The sequence below is a fragment of the Thiohalocapsa sp. genome (assembly GCF_019695415.1).
GTDB lineage: Bacteria > Pseudomonadota > Gammaproteobacteria > Chromatiales > Chromatiaceae > Thiohalocapsa.
The window spans coordinates 1-4,763 of the sequence record NZ_JAIFKJ010000503.1 but is presented as its reverse complement, the minus strand read 5'-3'; the positions used below and the strand labels follow the sequence as shown (position 1 = coordinate 4,763).

The following is a 4,763-nucleotide window of genomic DNA, read 5'->3' as shown; positions in this document are numbered from 1 at the left end:
GGTGGGATACGCAAAGCGCGGGCGGCCTGGTTCAAAAAAGGGGTCAGAGCCCTTTTTGCGAAGCAATAAAGGGCTCTGACCCCTTTTTTGAACCCTTTTTGACCAGTGTGAGTTGGGGGCGGCCGACCGCCTGGGCCGCCACTGGCGGCGGTGGGGCGGTCACGGCCCGCTCGCGCTCGTAGATGACCTGCACCCCGTCGTCGCCCAGAAGCTGGGCCAGGCGCTTCAGCAGGGTGTCGTCCGGCTGCACGCGCCAGTTGTCGCCGAGGCGCAGCCGCCCCTCGCAGCCCGGGCGGCGGTAGGTAAGCCGCAGCCGGGTGCCCTCGCCGCTGTAGGGCTGGAGCACTTGGTGCAGCTGCTGCACGCGCTCGGCGCCCGCGGCGTGCGCTGCAGGGTCGGAGAGGTCCAGGGTCAGCGACAGGTACTCGGCGCGGGCGGCGCGGGCCTGCTCCAGGGTCTGCACGCTGCGGGCGATGAGGCCGATGCCGCCGGTGTACTCGTCCGGGCGCAGGTTGCCGCTGATGACCAGGATGGCGTCCGGCTGCAGCAGCTCCCGGGCCTCCTCGAAGACGTCGTTGAAGCAGGTGACCTCGATGCGCCCGGTGCGATCATCGAGCGTCAGCGAAGCCATGCGCCCCCGCGCCCCCTTGCGCACCTGCAGCTGATGCACCAGCCCGGCGACGGTACGCAGGTCGCGGTCGCCACCGCGAAACTGGGCAACCGTCGGGTCGGCCAGGGCCTGGTTGGAGGCGAGCAGCTCGCCGATGCGCTGGCCTACCATGACGTTCAGCTCCGCGTCGAAGCGATTCACCGGATGCCCGGTGAGATAGAGGCCAAGCGTCTCTTTCTCGCCCAGCAGGCGCTCGTCCTCATCCCAGTCCGGCCAGGTCTGGGCGGCGATCTGGGGGTCCGGCCCCACCACAGCCGCCGGGTCTGCCAGCAAGGCGCCGAACAGGTCCGCCTGGCCGGAGGCCTGCTGCTCGTGGTGCTGCTCGGCGAGCTGTATGGCCGCCGGCAGCAGGTTCATCAGCGTGGCGCGCTGCTCGCCGTTGCGCACGGCGGCCTCATCCGCGGCGCCGAGCCCGTCCAGCGCGCCGGCACGGATCAGCGCCTCGAACACCCGCTTGTTGACCTTGTGCAGGTCCACCCGCCGGCAGAGATCCCAGAGATCCTTGAACGCGCCTTCGCTCTTGCGCGCCTCAAGGACGGACGCGATGGCCGACTCGCCGACGCCCTTGATGGCACCCAAGCCATAGACCACGGTCCCGGGTCCGTCGATGGTGAAGCGGTACTCGGAGCGGTTGACCTTCGGCGGCTCCACCTCCAGGCCCATGCGGCGGCACTCGTCGATGAGCAGGACCACCTTATCGGTGTTGTCCATATCCGCCGAGAGCACGGCGGCCATGAAGGCGGCCGGATAGTGGGCCTTGAGCCAAAGCGTCTGGTAGGAGACCAGCGCGTAAGCCGCGGAGTGCGACTTGTTGAAGCCGTAGCCCGCGAACTTCTCCATCAGGTCGAAGATGTACGTCGCCGTCTCCGCGGCGACGCCTCGCTCCACCGCGCCCTGCTCGAAGATGGCGCGCTGCTTGTCCATCTCCTCGACCTTCTTCTTGCCCATGGCCCGACGCAATAGGTCGGCGCCACCAAGCGAGTAACCTGCGAGCACCTGGGCGATCTGCATCACCTGCTCCTGATACAGGATGACGCCGTAGGTGGGCTTCAGGATAGGCTCGAGCTTCGGGTGCGGATAGGCGACGTCGGCGCGACCATGCTTGCGGTCGCAGAAGTCCTCCACCATGCCGGACTGCAGCGGCCCCGGTCGGAACAGGGCCACCAGGGCGGTCATATCCTCGAAGGAATCCGGCTGCAGCTTCTTGATCAGCTCCTTCATGCCGCGGGATTCCAGCTGGAACACCGCCGTCGTCTCGCAGCGCTGCAGCAGCGCGAAGGCCTGTTCGTCGTGCGGGTCGATGAGGTTGATATCGAGCGGCGCTTCGCCGGCCTGCTTGCGCTCGGTGTTGATGGTGGCCAACGCCCAGTCGATGATGGTGAGCGTGCGCAGGCCCAGAAAGTCGAACTTCACCAGCCCCGCCTGCTCCACGTCGTCCTTGTCGTATTGCGTGACCAGGTTGTCGCCGCCGGGCTCGCAGTAGAGCGGTGCGAAGTCGGTCAGCTCGCCAGGGGCGATGACCACGCCGCCCGCATGCTTGCCGGCATTCCGTGCGACGCCCTCCAGCTTACGGGCCATGTCGATGATGGCCGTCACCGCCTCGTCGTCCTTGTAAGCGTTGGCCAGGTCTTCGCTCTCCTCCAGCGCCTTCTCCAACGTCATGCCGAGCTCAAAGGGCACCATCTTCGCGATCTTGTCCACGAAGCCGTAGGGATGGCCGAGCACCCGGCCCACGTCGCGCACCACGGCCTTGGCCGCCATGGTGCCGAAGGTGATGATCTGCGAGACGGCGTGGCGGCCGTACTTTTGTGCCACATAGTCGATGACGCGGTCGCGGCCCTCCATGCAGAAGTCCACGTCGAAGTCCGGCATGGACACGCGCTCGGGATTGAGAAACCGCTCGAACAGGAGCTCGTGCTCCAGCGGGTCCAGGTCCGTGATCTTGAGCGCATAGGCCACCAGCGAGCCGGCACCGGAGCCGCGCCCCGGCCCCACCGGGATGCCGTTGTCCTTGGCCCACTGGATGAAGTCCGCGACGATCAGAAAGTACCCCGGAAAGCCCATCTGGCAGATGACGGTAAGCTCCGTCTGCAGACGCTCGTCATAGGGCTTGCGCTGCTCAGCGAAGTCCGGCGCGCGGCGATCGAAGGTCCGGTCCAGGCGCCATTCCAGCCCCTTGCGCGACTCCTCGGCGAAGAGCTCATCGATGGTCATGCCCTCGGGCACCGGCCAGGCGGGCAGGTAGTTCTTGCCGAGCTCGAGCTCCAGGTTGCAGCGCTTGGCGATCTCCACCGTGTTCTCCAACGCCTCCGGCAGGTCGGAGAACAGCAGCGCCATCTCTTTCGGCGTGCGCAAGTACTGCTCCGGGGCGTGGCGGCGCGGGCGGCGCTTGTCGGCGAGCGTCCAGCCGCCGTGGATACAGGTGCGCACCTCGTGCGCGTCGAAGTCCTCCGCCTTGAGGAAGGCCACGTCGTTGGTGGCCACCACCGGCACGCCGCGGGCGATGGCAAGGTCCACGCTCGCCTCGATACACTCGGCCTCACCCTCGCGGCCGGTGCGGGTCAGCTCCAAGTAGTAGCGCTCGCCGAAAGCACCGAGCCAGGCGTCCAGGTGCTGCTCGGCCTCCGCCCGGTGTCCGCCCACCAGCGCCCGGCCCACGTCCCCGCCGACACTGCCGGACAGCGCAATCAGCCCCTGATTGGCCTCAAGCACCCAATCCCGCTGCACCTGCGCCACGCCCTGGTGCTGGCCCTCCAGGTAGGCGCGGGAGATGAGCCGGGTCAGGTTCTTGTAGCCGGCCAAGTCCTGCACCAGCAGCACCAGCCGGTGCGGCTTGTCCGGGTCGTTCGGATCGCACACAGCGACTTCCGTACCGGCGATGGGCTTCACACCCGCCCCCAGCGCCGCCTTATAGAACCGCACCAAGCAAAACAGGTTGGTCTGGTCAGTGACGGCAACCGCAGGCATACCGGCGGCCGCCGCCGCCTTCACCAGCGGCTTGACGCGCACCAGGCCGTCGCTCAGGGAATACTCGGAGTGCAGGTGCAGGTGGACGAAGCTGGGTTCCATGGCGCTGGCTGGCTTGGCTGGTGGCGGGAGGCGTCGGCCGCGTCAGACGCGCGTAAGGCTGCACGGAGGAAACGCCGCTGGTATGCACCGGTTCGGCGGCGACCACCGGCGAGACCGATTCTACCCCCTACCGCCGGACGCCACCGGCCAATCGGGCTTCCGCCTGCGCAGAAGCCGTACTGCTCCCTACTCTTCTACCTCCACCATCGCGCCGCTGCCGTCCGGCATCTGCACCAGCACCAACTTGCCGAGCGTCGGGTGGCGGACCGTAATGACTGTGAAGGCGGGAAAGCTGCGCTCCGTCACCACCCGACCCTCGTCCTTGAGATCCGCGAGAACCTGTGATTCCGCCTCGATGATGCGCATGGCTTTGCTCCTGAGGTGCGTTAAGGATCGTCTAGGGAAGCGCTGATTTATTAGTGCTTCCCTAGCGCGGAAGTGCCCGACGGCCGGCACGCGAACCGCGACACCGACCGCGCAGGGCACTACGCCCTGCTGCCCGGTACCGTGTAGCACACCATAGCCGCAGGCGCTATAGACCCGCGCCTTCACGGCCGCGCGCATGCTCCTTGCTGGCGCTCTGGGTGAGCACATCGGCATCGCCGTCACGGCACACCAGCCCGACGCACTCCCGGGCGACCAGCTCGGCCGCCTCACCCTGGTACGGAACCACCAATGTGACCCCGGCGCCGACACAGGCGTAGACCAGCGGCGGCACGCGCAGCGGACCCCCTCGCCGCCAACCACCACACAGGCATCCAGCGCACCCAGGGTTTCCGCCTGCAACGCCTCTTGCCCGGCACCCGCCCCCGGCTCATCCGCGGCAGACCGGCCCGCGCACAGACACAGCCCTGCGCGCTGCGCCTCAGCGGGCTGGCCGTCGCCCGGCCCAGCCGCGAGCTGCACCATCCGACACAGACGCCGGGCGCCGGCGGCGTCCCGCTTCCCGGCGACCGCACCCGCCGGCCCACTTGCCCCCGGGGCCGCCCGGACCAACACCCAACCGACCGCGCAAGCTACGTCG

General features: G+C 68.1%; 3 protein-coding genes. All 3 read right to left on the bottom strand.

Features of this window, described 5'->3' with window-relative positions:
• Positions 1–43: 43 nt before the first annotated feature.
• Positions 44–3,739: a DNA polymerase III subunit alpha gene (gene dnaE, locus I6U14_RS13995; RefSeq protein WP_296900132.1), complete on the bottom strand. Its 3,696-nt coding sequence runs from the start codon at positions 3,737–3,739 to the stop codon at positions 44–46.
• Positions 3,740–3,925: 186 nt separating this feature from the next.
• Positions 3,926–4,105, bottom strand: a complete 180-nt coding sequence (locus I6U14_RS13990) for a hypothetical protein (RefSeq protein WP_296900131.1) — start codon at positions 4,103–4,105, stop codon at positions 3,926–3,928.
• Positions 4,106–4,271: 166 nt separating this feature from the next.
• Positions 4,272–4,457 (bottom strand): hypothetical protein, encoded by a 186-nt coding sequence (locus I6U14_RS13985; protein WP_296900130.1) that lies wholly within the window; start codon positions 4,455–4,457, stop codon positions 4,272–4,274.
• Between the last annotated feature and the right edge of the window lie 306 nt (positions 4,458–4,763).

Coding starts and splice junctions, on each gene's coding strand:
- dnaE (WP_296900132.1), bottom strand. CDS start 3,739: ATGGAACCCAGCTTCGTCCACCTGCACCTGCACTCCGAGTATTCCCTG.
- I6U14_RS13990 (WP_296900131.1), bottom strand. CDS start 4,105: ATGCGCATCATCGAGGCGGAATCACAGGTTCTCGCGGATCTCAAGGAC.